The sequence below is a fragment of the Leifsonia sp. NPDC058230 genome (genome assembly GCF_042882245.1).
Taxonomy (GTDB): Bacteria; Actinomycetota; Actinomycetes; order Actinomycetales; family Microbacteriaceae; genus Leifsonia.
The window spans coordinates 178,549-202,938 of record NZ_JBHVWM010000001.1 but is presented as its reverse complement, the minus strand read 5'-3'; the positions used below and the strand labels follow the sequence as shown (position 1 = coordinate 202,938).

Annotated in this window: 27 protein-coding genes; 19 read left to right on the top strand and 8 right to left on the bottom strand. The window is 68.6% G+C overall.

Going from position 1 to position 24,390, the window contains the following annotated elements; all coding sequences use genetic code 11:
* Positions 1-12: 12 nt before the first annotated feature.
* Complete coding sequence (locus ACFVV0_RS01070; RefSeq protein ID WP_387057194.1) at positions 13-462, top strand: flagellar hook assembly protein FlgD; 450 nt, start codon at positions 13-15, stop codon at positions 460-462.
* A 22-nt stretch (positions 463-484) separates the two neighbouring features.
* Positions 485-1,654, top strand: coding sequence for a flagellar hook protein FlgE (locus tag ACFVV0_RS01065; RefSeq protein ID WP_387057192.1), 1,170 nt, complete (start codon positions 485-487; stop codon positions 1,652-1,654).
* 102 nt (positions 1,655-1,756) lie between these two features.
* On the opposite strand, the gene ACFVV0_RS01060 is transcribed toward ACFVV0_RS01065, so the two are convergent.
* Positions 1,757-2,401 carry a hypothetical protein gene (locus tag ACFVV0_RS01060; protein ID WP_387057190.1) on the bottom strand — a complete coding sequence of 215 codons (645 nt, stop codon included), beginning with the start codon at positions 2,399-2,401 and terminating at the stop codon, positions 1,757-1,759.
* A gap of 74 nt (positions 2,402-2,475) precedes the next feature.
* On the opposite strand from ACFVV0_RS01060, the gene ACFVV0_RS01055 reads away from it, so the two are divergent.
* Entirely contained in the window at positions 2,476-2,913 is a 438-nt protein-coding gene (locus ACFVV0_RS01055; protein ID WP_387057188.1) for a DUF1801 domain-containing protein, read from the top strand.
* Positions 2,914-2,916: 3 nt separating this feature from the next.
* Here ACFVV0_RS01055 and ACFVV0_RS01050 read toward each other — a convergent pair whose 3' ends face one another.
* On the bottom strand, positions 2,917-3,489 hold the full coding sequence (locus ACFVV0_RS01050; protein WP_387057186.1) for a TetR/AcrR family transcriptional regulator: 573 nt from the start codon (positions 3,487-3,489) through the stop codon (positions 2,917-2,919).
* Positions 3,490-3,632: 143 nt separating this feature from the next.
* Between ACFVV0_RS01050 and ACFVV0_RS01045 the strand changes: the two genes are divergently transcribed.
* Positions 3,633-5,099 (top strand): MFS transporter, encoded by a 1,467-nt coding sequence (locus ACFVV0_RS01045; protein WP_387057184.1) that lies wholly within the window; start codon positions 3,633-3,635, stop codon positions 5,097-5,099.
* Here the strand turns inward: ACFVV0_RS01045 and ACFVV0_RS01040 are convergent.
* Together ACFVV0_RS01040 and ACFVV0_RS01035 are read right to left on the bottom strand one after the other, a co-directional pair.
* On the bottom strand, positions 5,096-5,746 hold the full coding sequence (locus tag ACFVV0_RS01040; RefSeq protein ID WP_387057182.1) for a GntR family transcriptional regulator: 651 nt from the start codon (positions 5,744-5,746) through the stop codon (positions 5,096-5,098). The genes ACFVV0_RS01045 and ACFVV0_RS01040 overlap by 4 nt on opposite strands.
* A gap of 95 nt (positions 5,747-5,841) precedes the next feature.
* Positions 5,842-6,630 carry an MBL fold metallo-hydrolase gene (locus ACFVV0_RS01035; protein ID WP_387057180.1) on the bottom strand — a complete coding sequence of 263 codons (789 nt, stop codon included), beginning with the start codon at positions 6,628-6,630 and terminating at the stop codon, positions 5,842-5,844.
* Between the two features lie 43 nt (positions 6,631-6,673).
* On the opposite strand from ACFVV0_RS01035, the gene ACFVV0_RS01030 reads away from it, so the two are divergent.
* Positions 6,674-7,423: an ABC transporter permease gene (locus ACFVV0_RS01030; RefSeq protein WP_387057178.1), complete on the top strand. Its 750-nt coding sequence runs from the start codon at positions 6,674-6,676 to the stop codon at positions 7,421-7,423.
* Here the strand turns inward: ACFVV0_RS01030 and ACFVV0_RS01025 are convergent.
* Genes ACFVV0_RS01025 through ACFVV0_RS01015 form a run of 3 tightly spaced genes read right to left on the bottom strand, consistent with a single transcriptional unit; the run spans position 7,420 to position 9,413 of the window.
* Positions 7,420-8,241, bottom strand: coding sequence for a flagellar motor protein MotB (locus ACFVV0_RS01025; protein WP_387057176.1), 822 nt, complete (start codon positions 8,239-8,241; stop codon positions 7,420-7,422). The two genes, ACFVV0_RS01030 and ACFVV0_RS01025, sit on opposite strands and share 4 nt — an antisense overlap.
* Before the next feature lie 2 nt (positions 8,242-8,243).
* A complete protein-coding gene (locus tag ACFVV0_RS01020) occupies positions 8,244-9,056 on the bottom strand; it encodes a motility protein A (RefSeq protein ID WP_387057174.1) in 813 nt (270 codons plus the stop codon).
* Complete coding sequence (locus ACFVV0_RS01015; protein WP_387057173.1) at positions 9,057-9,413, bottom strand: flagellar FlbD family protein; 357 nt, start codon at positions 9,411-9,413, stop codon at positions 9,057-9,059.
* Positions 9,414-9,559: 146 nt separating this feature from the next.
* Between ACFVV0_RS01015 and ACFVV0_RS01010 the strand changes: the two genes are divergently transcribed.
* From ACFVV0_RS01010 to ACFVV0_RS00955, 12 genes are all read left to right on the top strand, one after another.
* Complete coding sequence (locus tag ACFVV0_RS01010) at positions 9,560-10,441, top strand: flagellar motor switch protein FliM (protein ID WP_387057171.1); 882 nt, start codon at positions 9,560-9,562, stop codon at positions 10,439-10,441.
* A 1-nt stretch (position 10,442) separates the two neighbouring features.
* Positions 10,443-11,156, top strand: coding sequence for a flagellar motor switch protein FliN (fliN, locus tag ACFVV0_RS01005; protein ID WP_387057169.1), 714 nt, complete (start codon positions 10,443-10,445; stop codon positions 11,154-11,156).
* 8 nt (positions 11,157-11,164) lie between these two features.
* Positions 11,165-11,659 (top strand): flagellar biosynthetic protein FliO, encoded by a 495-nt coding sequence (fliO, locus tag ACFVV0_RS01000; protein ID WP_387057167.1) that lies wholly within the window; start codon positions 11,165-11,167, stop codon positions 11,657-11,659.
* Positions 11,660-11,670: 11 nt separating this feature from the next.
* Positions 11,671-12,525 carry a flagellar type III secretion system pore protein FliP gene (gene fliP, locus ACFVV0_RS00995; RefSeq protein WP_387059401.1) on the top strand — a complete coding sequence of 285 codons (855 nt, stop codon included), beginning with the start codon at positions 11,671-11,673 and terminating at the stop codon, positions 12,523-12,525.
* Positions 12,525-12,800, top strand: a complete 276-nt coding sequence (locus ACFVV0_RS00990; RefSeq protein ID WP_387057165.1) for a flagellar biosynthetic protein FliQ — start codon at positions 12,525-12,527, stop codon at positions 12,798-12,800. Before fliP ends, ACFVV0_RS00990 begins: the two co-directional genes overlap by 1 nt.
* The gene (locus ACFVV0_RS00985; protein ID WP_387057163.1) at positions 12,800-13,561 is read left to right on the top strand and encodes a flagellar biosynthetic protein FliR; all 762 of its coding nucleotides are present in this window, start codon (positions 12,800-12,802) and stop codon (positions 13,559-13,561) included. The genes ACFVV0_RS00990 and ACFVV0_RS00985 overlap by 1 nt, the downstream gene beginning before the upstream one ends.
* On the top strand, positions 13,558-14,712 hold the full coding sequence (locus ACFVV0_RS00980) for a flagellar biosynthesis protein FlhB (RefSeq protein WP_387057161.1): 1,155 nt from the start codon (positions 13,558-13,560) through the stop codon (positions 14,710-14,712). Before ACFVV0_RS00985 ends, ACFVV0_RS00980 begins: the two co-directional genes overlap by 4 nt.
* Positions 14,709-16,757 carry a flagellar biosynthesis protein FlhA gene (locus tag ACFVV0_RS00975; protein WP_387057159.1) on the top strand — a complete coding sequence of 683 codons (2,049 nt, stop codon included), beginning with the start codon at positions 14,709-14,711 and terminating at the stop codon, positions 16,755-16,757. The genes ACFVV0_RS00980 and ACFVV0_RS00975 overlap by 4 nt, the downstream gene beginning before the upstream one ends.
* 79 nt (positions 16,758-16,836) lie before the next feature.
* Positions 16,837-17,562: a hypothetical protein gene (locus ACFVV0_RS00970; RefSeq protein WP_387057157.1), complete on the top strand. Its 726-nt coding sequence runs from the start codon at positions 16,837-16,839 to the stop codon at positions 17,560-17,562.
* Positions 17,563-17,566: 4 nt separating this feature from the next.
* On the top strand, positions 17,567-17,800 hold the full coding sequence (gene csrA / locus ACFVV0_RS00965) for a carbon storage regulator CsrA (RefSeq protein ID WP_387057155.1): 234 nt from the start codon (positions 17,567-17,569) through the stop codon (positions 17,798-17,800).
* 52 nt (positions 17,801-17,852) lie between these two features.
* Positions 17,853-18,440 carry a cysteine hydrolase family protein gene (locus ACFVV0_RS00960; RefSeq protein ID WP_387057153.1) on the top strand — a complete coding sequence of 196 codons (588 nt, stop codon included), beginning with the start codon at positions 17,853-17,855 and terminating at the stop codon, positions 18,438-18,440.
* A 133-nt stretch (positions 18,441-18,573) separates the two neighbouring features.
* Complete coding sequence (locus tag ACFVV0_RS00955; RefSeq protein ID WP_387057151.1) at positions 18,574-18,783, top strand: hypothetical protein; 210 nt, start codon at positions 18,574-18,576, stop codon at positions 18,781-18,783.
* Between the two features lie 19 nt (positions 18,784-18,802).
* On the opposite strand, the gene ACFVV0_RS00950 is transcribed toward ACFVV0_RS00955, so the two are convergent.
* A complete protein-coding gene (locus ACFVV0_RS00950; protein ID WP_387057149.1) occupies positions 18,803-19,069 on the bottom strand; it encodes a hypothetical protein in 267 nt (88 codons plus the stop codon).
* A gap of 185 nt (positions 19,070-19,254) precedes the next feature.
* Here ACFVV0_RS00950 and ACFVV0_RS00945 point away from each other — a divergent pair, with 185 nt between their 5' ends.
* Together ACFVV0_RS00945 and ACFVV0_RS00940 are read left to right on the top strand one after the other, a co-directional pair.
* On the top strand, positions 19,255-21,963 hold the full coding sequence (locus tag ACFVV0_RS00945) for a hypothetical protein (protein WP_387057147.1): 2,709 nt from the start codon (positions 19,255-19,257) through the stop codon (positions 21,961-21,963).
* Between the two features lie 81 nt (positions 21,964-22,044).
* The gene (locus ACFVV0_RS00940) at positions 22,045-24,306 is read left to right on the top strand and encodes a glycoside hydrolase family 3 C-terminal domain-containing protein (RefSeq protein ID WP_387057145.1); all 2,262 of its coding nucleotides are present in this window, start codon (positions 22,045-22,047) and stop codon (positions 24,304-24,306) included.
* Positions 24,307-24,390: the final 84 nt, after the last annotated feature.

Genomic DNA, 24,390 nt, shown 5'->3' with positions numbered 1-24,390 from the left:
AAAGGAGCCACCGTGGCCGTCGATCCCGTCACCGGAGCCAGCAGCGACACCCCGTCAGTCAGTGGCATCTACACGACCCAGCCGACCCGGGTCCCGAAGCAGAGCCTCGACAGCGAAGCCTTCATGAACCTCCTGGTCACCCAGCTGCGCAACCAGGACCCGAGCTCGCCCATGGACACCAACCAGATGATCGCGCAGACCACGCAGCTGGCGATGATGGAGAAGCTGACCAACATGGACAGCACCAACCAGGAGAACTTCGCCCTGCAGATGCGCATGGCGGCGGCCAACCTCGTCGGCCACACCGTGAACTACATCGACAAGGACGGCGCCACGAAGAGCGGCCTCGCCTCGTCCGTCTCCTACGAGGGCTCGGTTCCCGTCGTCACCGTCGGCGACCAGAAGATCCCCCTCGACTCGATCTCCGGAGTGGTCAGCCCCACCCCGGCTCCCACCGTCTGACCCACCACAGAAAGGCAGCATCATGCTCCGTTCGCTCTACTCCGGAATCTCCGGTCTCCGCTCGCACCAGACCATGCTCGACGTCACGGGCAACAACATCGCCAACGTCAACACGACCGGCTTCAAGGCGGGTGCCGTGCAGTTCGAGGACACCCTCTCCCAGCTCGTGAGGGGCGCCGGCGGACCGGGCGCCCAGGCGGGTGGCACGAACCCGGCGCAGATCGGCCTCGGTGTGCTCGTGGCCGGCATCGCGACCAACTTCACTCAGGGTGCGGCGCAGGCGACGGGTCGCCCGACCGACATGATGATCAACGGCGACGGATTCTTCGTCGTCAACGTCGGCGGCCAGACCCAGTACACCCGCGCCGGATCCTTCGACCCGGATGCCGACGGCCGCCTCGTCGGCCCCGGTGGCGCCATCCTCCAGGGCTGGAACGCGGTGAACGGTGTCGTGCAGCAGGGCGGAGGCCTCAGCGACGTGACCATCCCGCTGCAGGCCGTCGCCCCCGCATCCGCCACCACCGGCGGCACTGTCTCGGGCAACCTTCCCTCGACCGCTGCCGTCGGTGACCAGCTCGTGCGCGACATCAAGGTCTACGACGCGAACGGCGCCGAACGCAACCTCACACTGACCTTCACCCGCACCGCCGGGGGCTGGGATGTCGCCGGCACCGACGGCACCGCCAACGGCACCACCGCGCTCGCGTTCACCAACGGCGTGCTCACCACCGGCGGCACGCTCGCGGTGGGCGGCGTGACCGTCGACCTCAGCACTGTCACCGGATTCGCGGACCTCACCACGGTCGCGTTCAAGGACCAGAACGGCCGCAAGGCGGGCACGCTCGAGTCGTTCACCCTCGACAAGGACGGAACGATCGTCGGCCTCTTCTCCAACGGAGACCGTCAGTCGGTCGGCCGGATCGCCCTGGCCACCTTCGTCAACCCGGGCGGCCTGGAGAAGGCGGGCGGGTCCACGTACCTCGCCACCGTCAACTCGGGCAACGCAGAACTCGGCGGCCCGGGCGAGGACGGCCTCGGCAACCTGCAGGCCGGCTCGCTCGAGATGTCGAACGTCGACCTGTCGCAGGAGTTCACCAACCTGATCGTCGCCCAGCGCGGCTTCCAGGCGAACGCCCGCATCATCACCACCTCCGACGAGGTGCTGCAGGAGCTGACGAACCTCAAGCGCTAATCCGCTGCGACGAGGGGTCGCAACACGCCGTCCACGGATACCGCGACACGGCGCGTTGCGACCCCTCGTCGCGTGATCGGCTCCGCGAGGCCCACGGGACCGTCACGTGCGGGGATTCGGCAGGTCGAGGTTCCAGTGGCGGAAGACCGTCAGCAGCCATTCGCTGTCGTCGCCTCCGGGGCGGTCGGCGGGACCCCGAGTGACGTAGAAGCGCGAGACCACGCGCTGCGATCCCTCCGCGTCGCCGTAGAGCACGTCGACCGCGAACCCCTCGCGCCGCGCGCCATCGACGGCGCGCTGGTAGGCGGTCGACTGGGTGTCCCGGACGGCGACCTGGCAGAATCCGGCATCATTGCTCGGCACGTAGATGTCGCGGGTGAGGCGGTGGAACTGGTCGGCCGGCGTGATCGGTGCGGTGGGGCTCTCGGGCAGGTACCAGCCGTGCAGGACCGCGACACCGGTGCCCGCGTTGCGCACGGACAAGACCAGATACACCACGTCCTTCGTGATCTCGAGCGCGGCGCGTCCACCGTGCACGGTCAGCCACTTGCCCTCGACGAAGCGAACCTTCTGGGGTGCGTCCGACCAATTGGAGGACAACAGGATGGGCCGCAGCCCCTCCAGGAGGGCGCGCTCGGCCAGCCGCGCGGAACGGTTCGCCGAGCGGGTGGAGGTGAACGTCGCGATGGCGAGCACAGTGGTCCCGACGGCGGTGCCGAGTTCGGCGATGAGTGCCCAATCGATCATGGGGGACATTCAACGCCCTTGCGGGCAGCGAGCGGTAGGGCGCGAGATCGCGCATGCGCGCCCATACTTGGTTCATGAGCATCGACGCCGAGGTTCAGCGACTTCTCGATACGGTGACGTCGCCCATCCGGCGCCGCGATGCAGAGACCCTGATGTCGCTCTTCGCCGCAGTGACAGGTGAGCCCCCGCGGGTCTGGTACGGAACGAGCATCGGATTCGGCCAGTACCACTACTCGTATCCCAGCGGTCGGGAGGGTGACGCCGGAGCCGCCGGATTCGCGCCTCGAAAGGCCGCCACCACCATCTACCTCCCCGACGGCGTGGGCGACCACGCCGAGCTTCTCAGCCGGCTCGGCAGACACACCACCGGTGCCGTCTGTCTCTACATCACGAACCTCGACAACATCGACCTGGGCGTGCTCGAGCAGATCATCGACCGTTCCTATCGCGCGGTCACGGCCGGAACGCTCTACGTCCGTCGGTCGCCCGGCAGCGCCTCCAGCGCCGGCTGAGGGCTACGCGCGGGCGCGGAGCCCGTCGATCGCGAGTTCGACGACCTTGGTGCGCTGGGCGTCGTCTTCGAAGGCGACCCCGGCGATGCCGGAGACCATACGCACGACATCGTCGATCGCGACGTCGTTCCGTACCACGCCTGCGCGCTGCGCGCGGTCGAGCAGGGGCGCGCCGCCGGTGTAGATGGCGGTGCGGCAGCTGAGCAGTACGGGGGAGTCCTTGTTGAGTCCGTCGAGCAGGGCGTGCTTGGTGCCGATGTAGCTGACGAAACGGAGCAGCCAGGTGTTGAGCGCCTGCCACGGTTCGAGGGACTCGGCGTCGCGTGCGGCGCGCACCACGGATTCGACCTCATCCACGTAGACGGCCTCGATCAGGGCGTCGCGGGTCGGGAAGTTGCGGTAGAGCGTGCCGATGCCGACGCCGGCGCGGCGCGCGATGTCTTCGAGGGATGCGCTGGTGCCGTCGGCCCCGAAGGCCTCACGTGCTGCGGCGAGCAGCGCGTCGAAGTTGCGGCGCGCGTCGGCGCGCTGGGGGCGGTGCGCGATGAGCTGGATGTCGGGGTCGGTCGTGGTCATTCTGCGGTCCTTTGACGAAAAGACTTGCAAACCGGAGGGTACCTCCGCTAATCTATTAACCGGAGGGCACCTCCGATCGGAGCCTCCCTCCAATTATAGCCGAAATCTGCTCGGCAAACCCCTCGAGAACGGAAAGACCCTCAATGTCTCGATCCCATCCCACCCGCACGTTCGCCATCCTGGCGCTCAGTGTGGGCTCATTCGCCACCCTGCAATCGCTCGTCGTGCCCGTGCTGCCCGTGATCCAGCGCGATCTCGGCACCACCACATCCGGGGCCACCTGGACCATGACCGCCTGGCTGATCTCCGCGGCCGTCGCGACGCCCCTTCTCGGCCGGGTGGGCGACATGGTCGGCAAACGCCGCATCTTCGTGCTGGCCCTGCTCGCAGTGGCGCTCGGTTCGATCATCGCCGCCCTGGCCCCGAACATCGGTGTGCTCATCGGCGCCCGCGTCATCCAAGGCGTCGGCGGAGCGATGTTCCCGCTCGCGTTCGGCATCGTACGCGACGCCTTCCCCCCGCACCGCCTGCCCTCGTCGATCGGTGCACTCGCTTCGGTCATCGCCATCGGCAGCGGCCTCGGCACGGTTCTCGCCGGTCCACTGGCGGATGTGCTCGGCTGGCGAGGCCTGTTCCTGGTGCCGGTCGTGTTCACGCTCACCGCGGCCGTGCTGGCCCGGGCGTTCATCCCGGAGTCGGAGACACGGGCGGTGGGCGGCGTGAACCCGTGGGCGGCCATCCTGCTCTCGGGCTGGCTCGTCGCCCTGCTCCTCCCGCTCAGCACCGGCAGCCAGTGGGGCTGGGGATCGCCGCTCGTGGTCGGGCTGCTCATCGCCGCCGGACTGCTCCTCGCGGGTTGGATCGTCGTCGAACTGCGTTCGCGCCAGCCTCTCGTGGACATGCGGATGATGCGCCTCCCCGGCGTCTGGGCGATGAACGCGGCCGCCGTCTTCATCGGGGCATCGATGTTCGCAGTGTTCTCGTTCTTCCCGCGGTTCGTCCAGATCCCGACGTCGACCGGTTTCGGGCTCGGTGCATCCGTCTCCGAGTCAGGCATGCTGATGCTGCCGATGCTCGTGACGATGGCGGTGACCGGATTCCTCAGCGGCCCTCTCGCGCGCTTCGTCGGCTTCCGCTCGCAGGTGATCATCGCGAGCTCGATCATCGCGGTGTCGAGCGTGGCGATCGGACTCTGGCACGCGACGCTCCTCGAGGTCTCTCTCGAGGCCGGTGTGTTCGGCATCGGACTCGGCTTGGTCTACGCGGCGATCTCCAGCGTGGTGGTTCAGAGCGTCCCGCCGACGCAGACAGGTGTCGCCAGCGGCATGAACACGAACCTCCGCACGGTGGGGTCGGCGATCGGTGCGGCCGTGATGACCGCCCTGGTCACGGGCTCGACCGGTGCTGACGGCCTGGCCGCCGAATCCGGTTACACCGATGGATTCGTGACGGCAGGCATCCTGGCGCTGGGGGCCGTTGCTGTGACGGTGCTCTCGGTCGTTCTGGTCCGGGTGCCCCGCAAGGCCGAGGACGTCATCACCACCGCCGAGTCCCCGTTCGCCGAAAGCGAGGTCGAGGTCGAGCTGGAGGCGACGCCGGCCCTTCGTTAGGCGGCGGACTCGGACATGCCGAAGTCGACGAGCAGCTGTCTCGTCGACTTCTGCGTGTCGGCGAGATCGTTGCGCTGCAGCGCAGCGACGAGGCGTCCGAGGGATGCCCTGGTCGCCTCATCGTCGGCCGGAGCCGGGAGCGCGCCCAGTTTGAACACGAGGGTGGGCCCGAACGTCTCGAGGACCGCCGTCATGAACGGGTTCCCCGTCTCCTGTCCGAGGGCTATGAAGCCGTTCAGGAAGTGAATCCAGAACGTCTGCGCGCCGGCGCCTCCTGAGAGCGCGCCGTCGGCGGATCTCAGATGCGCGAACGTCCTGCTCGCCCGCGAAACCGGGCCGGCCGTGGAGATGACGCCACAGAGGATCGCCTCCATGGCGATGGCCGCATCGGGGGCTTCCGCGGCTGTCTGCGTGGTGACTCTCGTGAATCGCTGCGGGTGAAGCTCGATCAATCCGGTGAGGCCCAACTGGTCAATCGCGTGGCGGAGGGGTGTGCGGGACACCCCGAGCCAGTCTTGAAGCTCACCGTCGTCGAGCCGCTCGCCTGGGCGGAGGTGGCCGCCGAGGATCGCATCCCGAAGCCGGACCAGCACCAAGTCTTTCAAGAGCACCCGCGGGGCCTCGCGTTTCGTGGGCGGAACCGGCATTGTCGCTTCCTCTCGCGCAGGACCTACCCCCCCTAGGTAAGACAACGCAGTGCCGCTTTCATCACGCCGAACCGGCAAATCGGGTTCGGGAGGCGCTAGAGAGTCGCGCTCTCGCCCGGCTGCAGAAGTACCAGACGCTCGCCGACGCCTTCCCGCTCGAAGGCCTCGGCGAGCGTCTGCGGTCCCTGCGTGAAGTGCGCCCAGCCCTCGGTGTGAACGGGAACGACCGCCCGCGCGTCGAGGATCGTCGTCGCGCGCGCGGCAAGTCTGCTGGTGAGCGTGAGGTACGCATCGAGCCGGGCGGTGCGCGCGGCACCGGCGAACAGGAGCGCGAGATCGATCGGCCCCGCGTTCAGCTCCACCTCTTCGACGACGCGCAGGGAGGCGTTGTCCCCGCTGACGTAGATCGTGGGGAGGCCCTCGCCCGAGAGCACGAACCCGACCACCGGGCCGGACGAGGCGTCGGCGCCGTCGGGACCGTGCTGCGCAGGAACCACCGAGATGCGCATCCGGGAGCCGTCGGGCCGATCGACGTCCAGGTGGTGCCACGGCTCGAGACCGACCGTCGTCGCGCCCAGGCGTTCGGCCGCTGCGGTGGTCGAGACCACCAACGGCACCGTCGGCAGCAGGGCGCGCCCGGCATGATCCAGGTTGTCCGGATGCTGGTCGTGCGACAGCAGCACGACATCCACCGGGCCCAGCTCGCCGGGGGTCGCGGCCGGCCCGACGTTCTTGACCAGCACGCGCGGGCCGCTGGGATACTCGCCCGGCGCATCGAAGGTGGGGTCGGTCAGGACGCGCAGGCCGCCCACCTCGATCACCGCGGTCGGGCCTCCGATGAGGCGGATGCGGACGGATTCTGTCGGCTGCGGGTCGGTCGTCACACAGTCGATCCTGTCACCATCGCCGCGCGAATAGGCTCGGCGTATGCCGATCCTCAGCGAACTTGGCCCGACGATCATCGGCGTGCTGCTCCTCGCAGCGCTGTCGACCGTCGTCCTCGCGGCCTACCGGGTGCCGCACCGCTGGGCGCCGCTCCTGGCCATCCTGCGGGGAGCCCTGCAGCTCGCCGCGATCAGCCTCATCCTCTCCGGCGTGATCACGAGCCCGGTCTGGGTCGCGCTCGCCCTCGTCGTGATGTTCGGCGTGGCTGCCGGCACCGCGACCCATCGGGTCGGCTGGTCGCGCGATCACGCTCTGATGATGGGGTCGGCGATGGCCCTGGGAATCGCTGTGACGCTCACGATCGTCTTCGTCAGCGGGGCGATCGAGTTCTCCCCGCGGTACGTGCTGGCCATCGGCGGCATCGTCATCGGCAACTCGATGAGCATCGCGACACTCGCAGGCCGCCGGTTCACCGAAGCGGTCAACGACCACTGGGATGAGGTGGAGGGATGGCTGGCGCTGGGCGCGACGCCGCGGATGTCGACACTCGAGCTGACGCGGAGCGCGATCTACGGCGCCCTCATCCCATCGGTCGACCAGACGAAGACGACCGGTCTGGTGACCTTGCCGGGCGCGTTCGTCGGCGCGATCTTCGGCGGCGTCTCCCCCCTCGAGGCGGGACGCTTCCAGATCGTCGTGCTGGCCGCGATCATGGCCGCGGGCTCGATCACCGCCGTCGTCGTCGCAGGGTGGCTCGCGCCGGTGCGGCAACGCCCGGCGCGGCTGGCCTAGCCCGAGGCCGTCCCGGCCGGAGCGGGGGTCGCGAGGGCCTGGGGGATGAGCGCGCGAACCTTGTCGGGCTGGTTCGACAGCACCACGACATCCACCCGCCGGTTGGCCGCGAGCTCCTGGTCGGAGGAGCCGGTGGCAGTGGCCAGGGGCCTCGCGGACCCGTAGCTGACCGCGGCGATCCGCTCCTGCGGAAAGGTGTCGACCTCGACCAGGTGGCGCAGCACGCTCGTGGCGCGACCGGCGGAGAGCTCCCAGTTGGTCGGATACGGTGCGCCCGGCTGGCGGAAGTCGGCGTGGCCCTCCACCGACACCTGGTACGGGGTGGGGGCGAGGATGGGCCCGATGTCGCTGAGCACCACGGTCGCCGCCGCACTCAGCTCCGCGCGGTTCGATGCGAAGAACGTCTCGTTGCCCACGAGGCCGATGGTCAGGCCGCGCTCGTCGATCTTCATCGTCACCGCATCCTGCAGACCGTCTTTCCCCAGAGCGGCGAGGATGCGGTCCCGCAGCTCCTTCAGGTTGTCCGCCTCGATCTGAGCGAGAGACAGATCCGTGTTCTTGCCCGTGTCGTCGACCTGCGCCGGCGGGACGATCACGCCGCTAGCGGTGTCGATCTTCTCCGACTTGACCTGCCCGAACCCTGTGGCGAGCGAATCCTTCAGCTCGGCGAACTTCTTCTGGTCGACGGTCGACATCGCGAAGAGCACGATGAACATGCACATGAGCACAGTGACCATGTCCATGTACGAGGCCATCCAGCGCTCGTCGTTCTCGTGCTCCTCGTCCGGCTCATGCCGGCGGCGCCGTCGGGCGTTCATCGCTAGGCGGCTTCCTTGAGCTTGGCGTCCTTGCCCTTGTCGGCCTTCGCCTTCTCGTTCTTGGCAGCGGTGCCGGCCGGGATCATCGCCCGGAGCCGTTCGCCGAGGAGGCGCGGCTGGCTTCCCGCCTGCACGGCGAGCACGCCCTCCATCAGCAGCGTCATCCGCTCGATCTCGAGGTCGGCCAGCCGGCGCAGACGCGAGCCGATCGGCAGCCACAGGAAGTTGGCCGACAGCAGACCCCAGAGGGTTGCCACGAAGGCGCTCGCGATCATCGGTCCGAGCTCGGCCGGCTCCGCCAGGTTCTCGAGCACGTGGGTGAGCGAGACGACGGTTCCGATGATGCCGATGGTGGGCGCGTATCCGCCCATGCTCGAGAAGAACTTGGCGGCGACGCGGTCGCTCTTGGAGCGGGTGGCGATCTCGTCCTCGAGCAGCACGCGGAGTTCATCCCCATCGGTGCCGTCGGCGATGTTCTGGAGGGCGCGCTTGAGGAACGGGTCGTCGACCGCGTCGGCCTCCTGCTCCATCGCGAGCAGTCCGCTGGACCGCGCCTTCTCCGCCAGGCCGACGACCTGCTCGATGACCTGCTCGGGGGGCTGCACCTTGCCGCGGAACGCGCCCGGAAGCGCTTTGATGGCGACGAAGAAGTCCTTCAGCGTTCCGCTGGCGATACCGACGGCGATGGTCGCACCGAACACCAGGATCATCGGTGCCGGCAGCAGCAGGGAGCTCAGGTGCGCACCCTCCAGCGACACCATCGCGAAGACGGATCCGAACGCGAGGAGGATGCCGATTATCGTTGCGGGATCCATCTATTTCTTCCTTGCTCGGAGCGGAACGGCCCGGATCGGGTCGGTGCGCGGCTGCGCGGTCTCCCCGGGGTCGCCGTTCCCGTATGTGTCGTCGTCCGACTCGGCCGGCGGCACGAGGCCCAGCTGGGGTGATCCGTTCGGGCGGGTCGGGCCGGCCATCGGAAGGTCGTGGGCGAGCGCGATCACTCGGGCCCGGTAGGCGGCGATCTTCTCGATCACCTCTGCCATGCTCTCGGTGACGATGAATTTCGCTCCGTCGACCATCACGAGGGTGGTGTCCGGGCTGGCATGGATGCGCTCGATGAGGTCAGGGTTGACCGCAAACTGGCTCTCGTTCAGCCTTGTGACGACGATCATGGCGCGAATCCTGGTCTCGGCTCCGGGTGAGCCGTCACAGGAGCACTATCGGCTGCACCCTCTTCCCCGTAAGTCTGCGCACATTCCTCGATCGCGTTGGACTCGAACGCCTAACGGGAAGGGGGCGGCGGCCGATAGTCGCGTCCGTGACCATCCTGCAAGCCGACTCCAACGCTCTCGCGGCACTGGTGTACGACTTCCGCCGGCCGACGACACTGGCCCGCGAGCACTCCCGCGTGCTCGAGCTCGCATTCGAGACGTTCGCCAGGCAGTGGGCCACCCAGCTCACCGCCAAGGTGCGCGTGCTCAGCCAGGTGACCTGCGAAGCCGTCGCGATGCAGACCTACGACGAGTACGCGGCGTCCCTGCCGCCCACGACCTCGATGGTCCTGTGCGAACTCGACGGTGTCGCGCCGAAGGGTGTCATCCAGTTTCCGACGACGGCCGCGCTCTCCTGGGTGAACGCGATGCTCGGTGGACAGGGGACGCCGACGACCGAGGAGCGCACGTTCACGCAGATCGAGCACGCCCTCGTGCGGCGCCTGATGGACGACGCGCTCGAGGATCTGCGCTACTCGCTCGGCTCGCTGCTGGTCACTCCCATCGCGGTCGACGCGATCCAGTACAACTCGCAGTTCGCCCAGGCCGCGGCCACCGCCGAGCTGATGATCGTCGCCGGCTTCAACCTGCGCGTCGGCGAGAACGCCACCACGGCGACGCTCGCCCTTCCGGCATCCGTGCTGCTTCCGCAGCTCGGCGAGACCAACCCCACCAGCAGCACCGAGAACGCGCGCGAACTGATCGACGCGCAGCTGGCGCACGTGCCGGTCGAGGTCTCCCTGCGGCTGGCGCCGGCACGGGTTCGGCCCAGTGTCGTGCTGGGACTGGCGGTGGGCGACCTGCTGCCGATCCCGCATCCGCAGCACCGCCCGTTCGACCTCGCGGTCGGCGGACACCCCGTCGGCGAAGCGGCGCTCGGTACGAGCGGCTCGCGTCTCGCCTGCGTGATCGTGAGAACAGAGGACTGACATGAGTATGACCACCGACGCCCGTACCGACACGGCCACCCTCGCGCTCGCCGCGGCGCGCGCGCTGACCGGAGTGCTGCCGACCGGCACGTCCCTCACCCCGCGCCTGCACACCACCGGCGGATTCGCCGGAGCCACCGGGAACGCCGTTGTCGCGACCTTCGTCGGTGCCGTCTCGGCCGATCTGGCCGTGGTGCTTCCGGATGTGCCCGAGCTGGTCGACGAGGCCGCCGAGGCCTCGCCGGTCGTGGCGGTTCAGGATGTGCTCCAGCCGGCACTCGAGGCCGCCAGCGACACGTTCGGTGCCGGCGTGCTGGACGACGCTCGCGTCGAAGACGCCTCCGACCTCTTCGAAGACCGCGAGACCGTGGTCTTCGAGCTGGCCGGACCGACGGGGATCGCGGGCTGGTTCGCTGTGCGCATCCGCCAGAGTGCCGCCGATGCGCGCTCGGTCGGATCGTACGCAGGCAAGCTCGGCCGCATCAGCAATGTCGAGATGGCGTTGACGGTCGAGATCGGCCGCACCCGGATGCCCGTGCGCGAGGTGCTCGCGATGGAGCCCGGTGCCGTGATCGAGCTCGACCGGTCGGCCGGATCGCCCGCGGACGTGCTGCTCAACGGCCGCCTGATCGCCCACGGCGAGATCGTGGTCGTCGACCAGGACTACGCGGTGCGCATCACCAAGATCCTCGACGCAGCAGAAGATCTGGACTGATCCGAGCCGTGGACACCGTTTTCATCGCCCTTCGGGTACTCGTCGTACTCGGGGTCATCGTCGCGCTGCTCTGGTATGTGCAGCGCCGTCTGACCAAGGGCAAGAGCGGCCGTGCGCGCCGCGGGAACGCGGTGACCGTGGTGGGCCGGCAGGGCGTCGGCTCGAAGGCGTCGGTGGTCGTCGTGGACGTGGACGGCACCCGTTTCGTCCTCGGCGTGACCGAGCGCGCGGTCAACGTGCTGCACTCGGGGGACCGTCCCATCGACCTCGAAGCAGAGGTCACCCAGCTGAACCCGGTGCGAAAGACGTTCGCGAAACCGATCGAACCCAGTGAGAAGGATGCCCGGACGCAGGATGCGTCGAAGGGTGAACAACCTAGGCAGGATGCCGAATATCTGAATGCGCAGCAACGCGCATCCGTTTTCGACGAGGCCCTCAAGGGCTCGATCCTGTCACCGGCAACGTGGAGACAGGCGAGCTCGGCGGTGCGGCCGAAGCGGTGAGGGCCAGCGCGGTGACGGCCCAGGCCGGCCGTCTCATCCGCTCCCCGCGTTTCGCAGTCGCGATCCTCCTCGGAGTGATCGCCGCCATCGCTCTGGTGCTCGTCTCGTCCAACGTCGTGCACGCCGCGCAGCTGCCGATGGTCCCCGAGCCCGTCCCCACGCCGACCGGCCCCGCTGGCCCCGGCGGCGGTGGAACCGGCGGACTCACCATCGACATCAACGGCCCGAACGGAACGCCGTCGGCGGCGATCCTCACCCTCCTCGGGATCACGCTCCTCTCGGTGGCGCCCGCGCTGTTGCTGATGATGTCGTCGTTCACGAAGATCTTCGTGGTGCTCGCCCTGACGCGTAACGCGCTCGCGCTCCCGTCCATCCCGCCGAACCAGGTGCTCGCCGGCCTCGCCCTGTTCCTCAGCCTGTTCATCATGAGCCCGGTGCTCGTCGACATCAACAACCACGCGGTGCAGCCGTACCTCGACGGTCACATCGACTTCACCGCTGCGGTGCACGCGGCCGAGATGCCCCTGCGCGGGTTCATGCTCAAGCACGTGCGGGAGGAGGACATCGCGCTGATGACGCGTGCTGCCGGGCAGGCCAACCCGGCGAGCCCGGCTGTCGTACCGATGCTGACGCTCGTCCCCGCGTTCATGATCTCGGAGCTGCGGGCCGCGTTCATCATCGGTTTCGTGATCTTCGTGCCGTTCCTCGTGATCGACATGGTGGTCTCTGCGGCCCTGATGTCGATGGGCATGATGATGCTTCCGCCCGTCATGATCTCGCTGCCGTTCAAGATCCTGCTGTTCATCCTGGTCGACGGGTGGGGTCTCATCATCACGTCCCTGATCACGAGCTATCGGAGCGGCTGATGAACACCAACGCTGTTCTCGACATCGCGATGCAGGGACTCTTGATCACGGCGAAGCTGGCCGCGCCCATCGTCGTCACGGCCCTGGTCGTCGGCTTCGCGATCTCCCTGGTGCAGTCGATCACCCAGATCCAGGAGGTCACACTTTCGTTCGTGCCCAAGGCGGCAGCGGTCGGAGTGGCGATGCTGATCTGCGGTCACTGGATGATCTCCGAGATGATCACGTTCACGCACGTGCTCTTCGAGCAGATCCCGATCCTCCTCGGCAGCAGCTGATGAACATCCCCATCGACCTGGCCTCGATCGAGGCGATCGCGCTGGCGTCGCTGCGCATGGTCGCGTTCATCGTGATCGCTCCGCCGTTCTCGTACAACGGCATCCCGCTGCAGATCAAAGGGATGCTCGCGATCGGGCTCGGTGTCGCCGTCGCGCCCCGCGTCTCGGTCGGCTACCAGTCGGGTGACATCGGGGTGTTCTTCCTCGACCTGCTGAAGGAGCTCGCCGTGGGGGCGACGCTCGGGTTCCTGGTGTTCCTCGTGTTCGCGGCGATCCAGTCGGCGGGCAGCCTGGTCGACCTCTTCGGCGGCTTTCAGCTGGCGCAGGCGTTCGATCCGCAGTCGATGATCAACGGCGCTCAGTTCACCCGGATGTTCCAGATGACCGCCCTCGCGCTGCTCTTCGCATCCGGTGGCTATCAGCTGATCATCGGCGGCCTTGTGCGCTCGTACGACGCGATCCCACTCGCCGCCGGCATCGACCTCGCCGATCCGGTGAAAGAGATGGTCAACGGCGTCACGCAGATGTTCCTCTCGTCGGTGCAGATCGCCGGGCCGCTCATTGTGGTGCTCTTCCTCGCGGATGTCGGACTCGGTCTGCTCACCCGCGTCGCGCCCGCGCTCAATGCGTTCTCGCTCGGTTTCCCGCTGAAGATCATGCTCACCGTCGTGCTCGCCGCCATCGTGTTCGTCGCCCTCCCCGGCGTCGTCGACGGCCTCACGAACACCGCGGTCAAGACCATCATGGGGGTGGGCGGATGAGCGACGCACAGGAGCGCACCGAGCAGGCGACCGAGAAGCGGATGAAGGAGGCCCGCTCCAAGGGCCGCCTCGGCAAGTCGACGGACCTCACCGCGTGGATCGGTGTCGGGGCCGCCGCGATCATGCTCCCCTTCACGATCGACCTCGGCAGCAAAGCCGGTGTCGAGCAGGTGTTCTCGATCAAGACGATCATCGAGAACCCCGACCCGGCCGCAGCGCTGGAGATGCTCGGCGACGGACTCGCCAGCATCCTCGCCACGATCGGTCCGCTGCTCGTGGTGACCGCGCTCGCCGTGATCGCGGGCGCGGCCGTGCAGGGCGGCATCCACTTCAAGAAGTTCGAGGGCAAGTACGAGCAGTTCAACCTCGTGCAGGGGGCCGGGAGGGTGTTCGGGTTCCGGGCACTGTGGGAGGGGGCCAAGACGCTCCTGAAGTCCAGCGTCGTGGCGATCGGCCTCTACCTCGTCATCCAGGGCCTGATGCCGGTGCTGCTCATGGCGGGGAGCCTGTCGCTCAGCTCGCTGCTGGCCGCCGTGACGAGCGGTGCCACCGGACTGCTGCAGGCCGCCGTCGGCGCCGGCCTCGTGCTCGCGGGGCTCGACGTGCTCGTTGTCATGCGGCGCAACCGCAAGCAGACCCGAATGACCAAACGCGAGATCCGCGACGAGAACAAGAACTCCGACGGCGATCCGCTCGTGAAGTCCCAGCGGCGGTCGCGGCAGCTCGCCATGAGCCGCAACCGCATGATCGGCGCGATCGGGGGTTCGGATGTCGTGCTGGTCAACCCCACGCACATCGCGATCGCGATCAAGTACGAACCGGGCAGATCTGCGCCGCGCGTGGTGGCGAAGGGGGCGGGCAACATCGCTCTGCGCATCCGTGAGAAGGCCGAGGAGGAACGCGTGCCGATCGTGAAGGATATCCCGCTCGCCCGCGCACTGCACAGCAGTTGCCAGTTGGGCGACGAGATCCCCGTCGAGCTCTACAACTCCGTCGCGCGTGTGCTCGCCTTCGTCATGGCGCTGAAGGCTCGCGGCTCCGCCCACGGCTTCCACACCATGACCACACCCGCGGCGGCCACGACGGCCCCCGCTCCGGCGCCGACCGCCGCCGGCCTCAGTTCGCCCGCTCTCGCAGGAGGTACGCGATGAAATCGACCACCGCCAAAGTCACCGTGCCGATCGGGGTCGTCGGCATCATCATGCTGCTCGTCGTGCCGGTGCCGGCCTGGGTGCTCGACGCCCTCATCATCGTCAACATCATGCTGGCGCTCGTGATCCTGCTCACCACGATGTTCGTCAAGAAGCCGCTCGACTTCTCCGTGTTTCCGTCGCTGCTGCTCGTGGCGACCCTGTTCCGTCTCGGTCTCAACGTTGCGTCGACCCGTCTCGTGCTGGGCGACGGCTATGCGGGTCAGGTCATCCAGGCCTTCGGGCACGTGGCCGTCGGCGGCTCGATCATCATCGGGGCGGTGGTGTTCCTCATCCTGGTCGTCATCCAGTTCATCGTCGTGACCAAGGGTGCGGAACGCGTGGCGGAGGTGGGTGCCCGCTTCACCCTCGACGCCATGCCGGGCAAGCAGATGGCGATCGACGCCGACCTCAACGCCGGGCTCATCACCGAGGACCAGGCGCGCGCACGGCGGGCGGAGGTGTCGGCGGAAGCGGACTTCTACGGCGCGATGGACGGCGCCTCCAAGTTCGTGAAGGGGGATGCGATCGCGGGCATCCTCATCATCGTCATCAACGTGGTCGGCGGCATCGCGATCGGCATGATCCAGCGCGGAATGGAGATCGGGGACGCGGTCGACCACTACACCCTGCTGACCATCGGCGACGGGCTCGTCACGCAGATCCCGGCGCTGCTCATGGCCGTCTCGACCGGCATGATCGTCACGCGCTCCAACGCCGAGAGCGACATCGGAACCACGGCGAGCGGGCAGCTGAGCCAATCGCGCAATGCCCTCACGATCGCCGGATGCGCGGCCATCGTCCTGGCGCTCATCCCCGGGATGCCGCCGATCCCGTTCGTCATCGTCGGGGCGGTGCTCATCCTGGGTGCCCAGAGGCTGAAGACGTCCCAGGCCGCGGCAGCCAAAGCGGCAGCGGCGAAGAACGCGGTCGCGAACGCCGGCCGAGCCGACAGCTCCGACGATCTGCTCGAGCAGATGCGCGTCCACGCGCTCGAGATCACCCTCTCGCCCGACCTGGTCGACATCGTGAGCGGGTCGTCGGACGACCTGCTCGCCCGGGTGCGCGCCCTGCGCCGAAAGATCGCCCTCGATCTGGGCATCATCGTTCCGCCGGTGCGCACACGCGACAGCGCAGACCTGCCGCCGTCGACCTATGTGATCAAGATCGCGGGTATCGAGGCAGGCCGAGGTCAGGCGCCGTCGGGCCGGGTGCTCGCACTCGGCGACATGCTCGACGGTCTCCCCGGGACACCGACCGTCGAGCCGGTGTTCGGGCTGGAAGCCAAGTGGATCCCGAGCGAGATGCGGCACAGCGCCGAGCTCAACGGTGCGACGGTGATCGACCGGGTCTCGGTGCTGATCACGCACCTGTCGTCGATCATCACGTCGAACGCGGCGCGACTGCTGACCCGCGAGGACGTGCGCCAGCTCACCGAGGGCGTCAAGCAGGTGAACCCGTCCGCGGTGGACGAACTCATCCCGAATCTGCTCACTCTCGCCGAGGTGCAACGCGTATTGCAGGGGATGCTCGTCGAGCAGGTCGCGATCAACGACCTGCCGCGCATCCTGGAGGCCCTCGCCCTGCGCGCGAAGGTGTCGAACGACCCGGAGGGCCTCATCGAGGCGGCCCGTGCATCCCTCGGCCCGGCGATCGTGGCCCCGCACCTCGACGGTGAGACGCTGCGGGTCATCATGATCGACCCCGGGCTGGAGCAGGGGATGCTCGAGGGCCTGCGCCCGTCGGAATCCGGCACCCAGATCGTGATCGACCCCAACCGCCTGGAGGCCGTGCTGAGTTCCCTGAGGCAGACGGCCGCGACCCTGGACGAAGCGGGCGTCAGTGCGGTACTGGTCTGTGCGCCCGCGTTGCGTCCGGCCGTGCGTCGATTGGTCGCGGGGCAGCTGAACGGGCTCGCCGTACTCTCGTACCAGGAGGTCACCGCCGTGCAGACCGCGATCGAGACCGTCGGGGTGGTGCGGGTTGCGGAACCGATCGCGGCCTGAGTGGTTCGGGGTCGCGCGCGGAGTGGACCCGGACGGCGCCCCCGGCGCTGACGCGTCCGCCGAGGCGGTGCTGCCTGCCGTGTCGACCAGCAGCCTCGCGTTCCAGGCGATCCTCGACGACCTCGTGCGCACGGTCGGGGAGGCCGAAGCCCTCGTGCCCTCGAGCGTGCCGGAGGCGGAGGCCGGACCGAACACGGGGCCGGAGGCGGAGGCACTCCCGGGCAATCGCGATCCGCAGGAGGGGGGTCGCAACACGCCGCACCAGGATTTCCGGGACGACGTGTTGCGCCCCCTCATCCTGCCGGCGGTGCAGCGACCGCCCCGGGCGCCCGCGCTCCTGCGCGGCCGCGGAGACCTCACGCTGGTGGTCGGGCTGGGCGCCGACGCGGTCGCGGCCGCCCGGATGCTCGCCGAGGCGATCGGTGACGCCGAGGTGCGGCCGGGTGGATGCGCGCGAGCGGCCGCCCCGCGCGTCGACGACCGGCGCGGAGCGCTGCGGGCCCGCGCCGACGGGGTGCGGCGGGAGCGCACGATCGTGGCCGCGTTCGGGATCGCGCGGGGCGCATCCGAGATCCCCGAGCTGGCCGAGAGCCTCGCCGGAATCGAGCCCGACCAGGTGTGGCTGGCCGTCGACGCCTCCCGCAAGGTGGACGACACGGCCGCGTGGGTCAAGGCCGTCGACGCGATCCTCGGGGCGGACGGCCTGACGGTGACCAACGCAGCCCTCACCGCCACTCCCGATTCGGTGCGCGAACTCGGCTTGCCGATCGGTTGGGTCGATGGAACACCGGCCGGGATAGGCTGAGCAGATGCTGGTATTGACGCGGAAGGTCGGGGAGCGCGTGCTCATCGGCGACGACATCGTCGTGACGATCCTGGACTCCCGCGGCGACGGCATCCGCATCGGGATCGACGCCCCCCGCGGAGTGCGCATCCAGCGCGACGAGGTCATCAAGGCGATCACCGAGGCCAACCAGGAGGCCAGCGAATCCGCGGCCACCGACGACGCCGAAGCCCTCATCAAGAAGTCGCTCGGCCTTTAGGGCTGCCCCGCACACTCAGCAAACACCCGCGAAAGCGGATTAGTTTACGTATGTGAACGATCTGCAACTGAACCCCGCCACCACCGCCCTCCTCCTGATGGACCTCCAGGCCGGCATCGTCGAGTCGCATCCCGATTCCGACGCCTTTCTAGCCGGACTGCGCCGGGCCAGGGAGTCCGCCCGAAGCGCCGGCCTCACCGTCGGCTACGTGCGTGTCGCGCTCACGGCCGAGGACGCGGCCAAAGCGCCGGCGACCAACCCCAACTTCGCCGCGGCCGCCGCATCCGGTCGCCTCGACGACACGCAGCCCGCTACGCAGATCGACGCGCGCATCGCGCCTGCGGCGGGCGAGATCGTCGTTCGCAAGTCCCGCGTCGGCGCCTTCAGCACCACCGATCTGCGCGAGCAGCTGGTCGCCCGCGGCGTCGACACCCTCGTTCTCGCCGGAATCGCGACCAGCGGCGTCGTGCTGTCGACGGTCCGGGATGCGTCCGACCGCGATTTCCGCCTCGTCGTGCTCGAGGACGGCTGCTTCGACCGCGACGACGAGGTGCATCGCGTGCTCACCGAGAAGGTCTTTCCGCGCCAGGCGCAGGTCGTCACGATCGACGAGTTCGTGAGCGCGCTCGGCGCCTTGTAGTCCGCGGCGCGCCCGAGAACCCCGGTCCGACGGCGGACCGGCAGACTATGGCTGCAGCTCGTCTTCGGGCGACGGGGTTCACAGAGCGGTTCGTGAGGATTACCGTCGCTGGAGAGAAACCGGAGGAGACCACATGCGTCCCAAGACCATCTTCATCATCCTGATCGCCCTCACGGCGTACGTTCTGGGCACCCGCGCCGGCCGGGAGAGGTATGAGCAGATGAAGAATGCCGTCACCTCGTTCTGGAACGACCCGACGGTGAAAAAGGCACGCAAAGACGCCTACAACGAGGCTCTGAAGGCGCGAAAGGCCGTGCAGAAGCAGGCCAAGCAGTTCCGCTGACCGGCGCCGGCCGGCGATGCTACGGGCGGTCGCGCTCGGTGTAGTCGCCCTGCTCTTCTTCGGTCGAGACCTCCTGGGTCTCGTCCGTGTCGATGTAGCTGCCCTCGGTCTCCGATTCGGGGCCGGGGAACTCAGCTGATTCGGTGTACTGGCCGTGCACGGTACGCACCTCGGGACCTTCGTCGTCCGATTCGGTGTACGTGCCCTCGAGGTTTTCGCGCTCGACGCCGCCGGGGTCGACGCCGTTCCGGTCGCGCTCGTCGCCGGCCTGCTCTTCGTAGCTCATCCTGGCTCCTTCTGGCTTCTCCATCGACGGGCCGCGGATCGCGCTCACCGTCGGGCGTGAGGCGACTCTACGCCCCGGGATGCGGTCGGGCTAGACGGTCTCGATGCACGTCCGTGCAGTCCCGCGCCCTCAACAGGGACAGCACGGTAGGCGAGGAATGCTCACGCGGAGTAGTGTGCGGCCTCATGGCGAACTCGGAGAACGAGGAGCCGCGGATTCTGGAGTTGCGCATCCACGGCATCAAGAACACGCCGCCGTCCGAGATGCTCGGGGTTCCGGCGGCCGAGCTGAAGCTCGACCAGGGTGACGACGAGGGCGGGTTCTGGGTCTCGACCGCGGAACCGGGCGACCCGGCCGATCCGGCGACCCCGCCGCCGGGCGTCCGCCGCGAGGCGTACTCGTGGGGCGCGATGGCACGCTCCGACGGAGGGGCCCTCTTCGTGATCGGCCAGTTCTTCGTGCAGGTCGCGTGGCTGCTGCTCCTGCCGTTCGGGCTCGCGAACACGGCGTATTGGGCGCGCGAGGTGCCGGTGCAGAAGGGCAGCAACGAGTGGCGGGCGGGCCGCGGAGCATCCTCGTTGCGGGTGTTCGCCCTGGGGCTGACACTGCTCTACGTCTGCGCTCTCGCGTCGGTGAGCCTCGACCTGGTCGGCTCGCAGTGCCTCGGCGGAAAGCCGTGCCCCGCCCTGCCGACGGGGCTGACCGCGTTCTTCGAGTCGGTGGCACCCGACCGCGGCCCGCGTCTGGCGATCTTGTCGCTGGTCCCGATCGTCGGTGTCGTCGTCCTCTTCCTCGTCTCGCACCATGCGCGGATGCGGTACGAGGCCGGCATCTTCCAGACCGTCAAGGCGATGCGGGAGCACGGTGGCAGCCGCCGCCGCCCGTTGGCGGCCGATGGGTTCTGGGACCAGGCCCGGGTGGGCGCGCCCACCGAGTGGCTGCACCTCGCGGCCGCGTTCCTGCTCACCGCCCTGCTCATCGGCTGGGATCGCGTGTTCGCGGGAACGCCCGGCTGCGGCGATCTCGACAGCTTCTTCACTCCGGCCAACGGATGCGTCGATCTGGCCTCGGGGCCGCTCGGCTCCAGCCTCCTTCCCGCACTCGGGATGCTCGCGGCCGCTGCTGGGCTCGTGGTCGTCGTCATCCGCATCGCGGCGGCCGCCGATACCGTGCCCACAGGTGACGACGACGAGTCGCGAGAGCTCCAGGTGCGGCGGAAGCAGCACATCCGGGAACAGTTCGCCGGCTGGACGCTCTTCGTCGCCGTCGTGGTGTTCGGCTTCACCGCCTTCGTGGTGGCCGGAGCGGGCGACTACCATGAGGCCACCGGCGAACGGCAGTTCCTCGGGCTGGTCGCTGCTCCGTCCATCCTGCTCGGTGCGATGCTCGCGATCGCCTTGTCCGCGCTCGGCTGGCGCCGTCGCATCCCGCGCGGGCTGTCGATCGTGCTCGTCGTCGTCGCTGGGCTGTCCCTGCTGGTGGCCGTGACGCAGCGGCAGAACAGCATCCTGTGGATCACCGGGCTCTCGATCGCCGGCGCTGCCACCCTCGCTCTGCTGCTGCTGATCGTCTTCGTGCCGATCGTGCGGCGCGAGACCTACCGTTACCAGGGCTGGCGCGGTACCGGTCCCGGTGTGCTGATGCTGCTGTCGCTCGGCGGGGCGATGATCCTCTCGACCCTGCTGGTGCTCGGTGTGGAGACCTGGCTCGAGACCGGCGCCGCGGCGTCCGGGGAGGCGGCAGCGGCCTCGTTCGGCAAGCTCACGCCACCGCCGGCCTTCCGTGATTTCGGCGTGATCATCCCGGTGCTCGCCCTGCTCCTGCTGTTGCTGGTCGCTGTGGTCGTGTTCCTCCGGATGATCCGGGTGCCGCAGCTGACGACGCCGGAGACCGGCGGTGGGCGACCGTTGCGCTACCCTCTCAGCGAGTACAAGGACGGGCGCGTCCCGTTCGTCAGCGACGCGAGCAAGCTCTCGATGAAGATGCTGCGCGCGCGGCGATTCGCGGCCATGTTCCACCGGGGGGAGCCCATCCTCGGCTTCCTCGCGATTCTGCTTGCCGTCGGATTCGTCTTCGCGCTCACGGTGCACATCGATGTGGAGCTCTGGCGCAACTACCAGGCTCTCGTCGTGAGCGTGCTCGGCGGCATCGCGGTCTTCGCCATCGTGGCGGTCGCGACGAATGCGCTCACGAAGAAGGAACGTCCGCTCGGCGTGATGTGGGACCTGATCTGCTTTCTTCCGCGAGCCGGACACCCGTTCGGCCCTCCCTGCTATGCAGAGCGCGTCGTTCCGGAACTGCGGCAGCGGATGCTCAACTGGCTCGGTCCGGACGGGCTCGACGCTCAGAACGGGCGCAAGGTCGTCCTGAGCGCGCACAGTCTGGGTGCCGTGCTGGCCGTCGCATGCCTGTTCACCCTTCAGCCGGACACGAGGGTCGCCATCAGGAACGTGGGACTTCTCACGTACGGCACCCAGCTGCGCGTGTACTTCGGGCGCTTCTGGCCCGAGCTCTTCGGGCCCGGCCCGCTCGGCACCCGGCCCCAGACGGGCCCGTCGCTGTGGCGGGCCGATCCGTGGTTCCGCCAGGTGGTCGAGGACCATCGCGAGCCGGATGACGCCGTTGCAGCCCGGGCGCGCGTGGCCACCGACGCCGAGGACCCGACACTGCGGGGTCTCCTCACGCAGCCGGATGGCACGGTCGCCTGGTACAACCTCTGGCGCCGAACCGACTATCTGGGCTTTCCCGACCACAGTCACCGCACGAATGAAATCGACGGAGGAGCCGACGAGTTCGGGCCGCCGGAGTATCTCGTGCAGATCGCGACGCATCCGAACTACCAGGCGTCGGCCCAGTACGTCTCGAACCTGGAGCGGATGATCCGGCTGCTCTGACCGTGCTCAGAATCGCCCAGTCAATCGAAAACCGAGTGTTGTAAGGTATCCCCGTATTCGGGACCGTATCGAAGGAGAATCATGGTCGACCGCCTGCCCCGCGCGTCAGCGCTCACCACCGAAGAGAAGGCTGCACTCACCAGCGGCAAGAGTTTCTGGGAATCGGAGGGGGTCGACCGGGTCGGCATCCCGTCGATCTACCTCACCGATGGCCCGCACGGCGTGCGCAAGCAGCGGGAGGGCGGCGACCATCTCGGGATCGGCGACAGCGTTCCGGCCACCTGCTTTCCGCCGGCAGTCGCCCTCGGCTCGTCGTGGGACGCCGACCTGCTCGAACGCGTCGGCCAGGCGCTCGGCGAAGAGGCGCAGACGGAGAAGGTCGGTGTGCTGCTCGGCCCGGGGATCAATATCAAGCGCACGCCGTTGTGCGGCCGCAACTTCGAGTACCTGTCGGAGGACCCCATCCTGAGCGGACGGCTCGGCGCGGCACTGGTCGACGGTCTGCAGTCGAAGGGTGTCGGGGCCTCGCTCAAGCACTTCGCCGCCAACAACCAGGAGACCGATCGGATGCGCGTGAGCGCCGACGTCGACGAGCGCCCGTTGCGCGAGATCTACTTGCGCGGCTTCCAGCACGTCGTGCAGCACGCCGCCCCCTGGACGGTCATGTGCTCGTACAACCGCATCAACGGCGTCTACGCGAGCGAGGACCCGTGGCTGCTCACGAGCGTGCTTCGCGACGAGTGGGGTTTCGACGGCGTCGTCGTGTCCGACTGGGGCGCCGTGAACAACCGGGTGGCGGCGCTGGTCGCCGGCCTCGACCTCGAGATGCCCTCGAGCAACGGTGTCACGGATGCGCAGCTCGTCGCCGCCGTGAATGACGGCTCCCTCGACGAGGCGGTTCTCGACACCGCCGCCGACCGCGTCATCGACCTGGTTCAGAAGGTCGTGGACAACGCCGACGAGAACGCCGACTACGACCGCGACGCCCACCACGCTCTGGCACGCGAGGTCGCCGCCCGCAGCATCGTGCTCCTCAAGAACGACGGCGTGCTCCCGCTCGCTCCTGACGCCGGCCGCACCATCGCCGTGGTCGGCGAGTTCGCCCGCACCCCGCGCTACCAGGGCGCCGGCAGCTCGCAGATCGTGCCGACGCGCCTCGACAACGCGCTCGACGAGCTGCGCGCGCTCGCCGGGGACGCGACCGTGACGTTCACCCCCGGCTACGCGCTCGGTGCGGATGCGCCGGCCGACGCCTCCGCGCTGGTCGCCGAAGCCGCCGCCGCCGCGCAGGACGCCGACGATGTACTGGTGTTCCTCGGACTGCCGGCTGAGGACGAGTCCGAGGGCTTCGACCGCGATCACCTCGAGCTGCCGAAAGCCCAGACCGAGCTGCTGGATGCGGTGCTCGCCGCGAACTCCCGTGTGACCGTCGTCCTCTCCAACGGCGGCGTCGTGCGGGTCTCCGGATGGTCGGACCGCGCGGCGGCGATCGTCGAGGGCTGGCTGCTCGGCCAGGCCGGAGGCGGCGCGGTGGCCGATGTGCTCTTCGGGGTCGTCAACCCGTCCGGTCGTCTGGCGGAGAGCATCCCGCTGCGCATCGAGGACACTCCCGCCTTCCTCAACTTCCCCGGCGAGAACGGGCACGTCCGCTACGGCGAGGGACTGTTCGTCGGCTACCGCGACTACGACGCCCGGGATGTCGCGGTGAGCTTCCCGTTCGGTCACGGCCTCTCGTACACGACGTTCGAGCTCTCCGGCCTGTCGGTCACCGGCTCGGCCGAGGGCATCGACGTCGAGCTCACGGTGACGAACGCCGGGGATCGGGACGGCCGCGAGGTCGTGCAGGTCTACGTCTCCGTGCCCGGGTCCAGCGTGACGCGCCCGGTTCGCGAGCTGAAGGGCTTTGCGAACGTGGCGGTGGCCGCGGGTTCTGCGGACGTCGTGAGCATCCGCATCCCCAGTGAGGATCTCGCCTACTTCGACACGGCCGCGGCTGCGTGGGTCGTGGAGGCCGGCGACTACCAGGTCACGGTCGGCGCATCCTCCCGCGACCTGCGCGGCTCCGCGATCGTGGCCCTCCAGGGCGACGCCGGTCTTCCGGTGCTGACTGCCGATTCGACGCTGGGCGAGTGGCTCAAGCACCCGGTCGGCGGGCAGATGCTGATGGGCGCGCTTGCGCAGGCGGGCGACCAGGGGGTGGGCGCGATGCTCGCGGACCCGTCGCTCATGCGCATGGCCGAATCGATGCCGCTCAGTCGCGTCGCCGCCTTCCCAGGCAGCCCCGTGACCTCGGATCAGCTCGACCAGCTCGTCGCGGCGGCCAACTCCCCCCTCCCCGCCTAGCGCTCCCGCACCCCACCCCACACGCCGCACCCCACCCGCCGAGTCCTCACAAATTCGCCCGAAAACGGCCGAGTCCACGGAAAG

Coding starts and splice junctions, on each gene's coding strand:
- ACFVV0_RS00980 (WP_387057161.1), top strand. CDS start 13,558: ATGAGCGACGCACAGGAGCGCACCGAGCAGGCGACCGAGAAGCGGATG.
- ACFVV0_RS01055 (WP_387057188.1), top strand. CDS start 2,476: ATGAGCATCGACGCCGAGGTTCAGCGACTTCTCGATACGGTGACGTCG.
- ACFVV0_RS00940 (WP_387057145.1), top strand. CDS start 22,045: ATGGTCGACCGCCTGCCCCGCGCGTCAGCGCTCACCACCGAAGAGAAG.
- ACFVV0_RS00985 (WP_387057163.1), top strand. CDS start 12,800: ATGAACATCCCCATCGACCTGGCCTCGATCGAGGCGATCGCGCTGGCG.
- ACFVV0_RS01020 (WP_387057174.1), bottom strand. CDS start 9,056: ATGGATCCCGCAACGATAATCGGCATCCTCCTCGCGTTCGGATCCGTC.
- ACFVV0_RS01040 (WP_387057182.1), bottom strand. CDS start 5,746: ATGCCGGTTCCGCCCACGAAACGCGAGGCCCCGCGGGTGCTCTTGAAA.
- ACFVV0_RS00945 (WP_387057147.1), top strand. CDS start 19,255: ATGGCGAACTCGGAGAACGAGGAGCCGCGGATTCTGGAGTTGCGCATC.
- fliN (WP_387057169.1), top strand. CDS start 10,443: ATGAGTATGACCACCGACGCCCGTACCGACACGGCCACCCTCGCGCTC.
- ACFVV0_RS01030 (WP_387057178.1), top strand. CDS start 6,674: ATGCCGATCCTCAGCGAACTTGGCCCGACGATCATCGGCGTGCTGCTC.
- csrA (WP_387057155.1), top strand. CDS start 17,567: ATGCTGGTATTGACGCGGAAGGTCGGGGAGCGCGTGCTCATCGGCGAC.
- ACFVV0_RS01015 (WP_387057173.1), bottom strand. CDS start 9,413: ATGATCGTCGTCACAAGGCTGAACGAGAGCCAGTTTGCGGTCAACCCT.
- ACFVV0_RS00975 (WP_387057159.1), top strand. CDS start 14,709: ATGAAATCGACCACCGCCAAAGTCACCGTGCCGATCGGGGTCGTCGGC.
- ACFVV0_RS01045 (WP_387057184.1), top strand. CDS start 3,633: ATGTCTCGATCCCATCCCACCCGCACGTTCGCCATCCTGGCGCTCAGT.
- ACFVV0_RS01065 (WP_387057192.1), top strand. CDS start 485: ATGCTCCGTTCGCTCTACTCCGGAATCTCCGGTCTCCGCTCGCACCAG.
- ACFVV0_RS00950 (WP_387057149.1), bottom strand. CDS start 19,069: ATGAGCTACGAAGAGCAGGCCGGCGACGAGCGCGACCGGAACGGCGTC.
- ACFVV0_RS01050 (WP_387057186.1), bottom strand. CDS start 3,489: ATGACCACGACCGACCCCGACATCCAGCTCATCGCGCACCGCCCCCAG.
- ACFVV0_RS00955 (WP_387057151.1), top strand. CDS start 18,574: ATGCGTCCCAAGACCATCTTCATCATCCTGATCGCCCTCACGGCGTAC.
- ACFVV0_RS01060 (WP_387057190.1), bottom strand. CDS start 2,401: ATGATCGATTGGGCACTCATCGCCGAACTCGGCACCGCCGTCGGGACC.
- ACFVV0_RS00990 (WP_387057165.1), top strand. CDS start 12,525: ATGAACACCAACGCTGTTCTCGACATCGCGATGCAGGGACTCTTGATC.
- ACFVV0_RS01025 (WP_387057176.1), bottom strand. CDS start 8,241: ATGAACGCCCGACGGCGCCGCCGGCATGAGCCGGACGAGGAGCACGAG.